At 67.9% G+C, this 368-nt stretch carries 1 protein-coding gene; it reads right to left on the bottom strand.

The annotated features are described in order from the left end of the window. Positions 1-333 (bottom strand): transposase (locus tag ACTM86_RS08980; RefSeq protein WP_441017518.1); only part of this gene is annotated, 333 nt, incomplete at its 3' end. Positions 334-368: the final 35 nt, after the last annotated feature.

Below are 368 nucleotides of genomic sequence, written 5' to 3'. Positions count from 1 at the left end.
CTTCTCGGCCACCCTCTGCACCTTGCGGGTGCTCGTGCCCGTGGCGTACATCTCGGCGACGGCGGCAACGAGGGCGCGGTCGACGCGCTGGTAGCGCTCGAGCACGTCCTCCGGGAAGAAGCTGCCGGAGCGCAGCTTGGGGATGCGCAGCGTCAGCGTGCCGACGCAGGTGGCGAGCGACCTCTCGCGGTAGCCGTTTCGGCTGTTCGCCCCGCCACCGCAGAGCTGGTCGGCCTCGGCGTCCATCACGGCGTTCACGACCTGCTCGGCGAGTCTGCGAAGCAGCTCCTGCATATCGATGGCGCCGTCGTCGAAACGGGGCATAGCGAGCATGTCCGGCGTCGGGTCTGATAAGATTTCCATAGCGG

This window comes from Collinsella sp. HCP3S3_E11 (assembly GCF_052067375.1).
Classification (GTDB): domain Bacteria; phylum Actinomycetota; class Coriobacteriia; order Coriobacteriales; family Coriobacteriaceae; genus Collinsella.
Note: the sequence above shows the minus strand (reverse complement) of the source record. Positions and strands in the feature narration are given on the sequence as shown.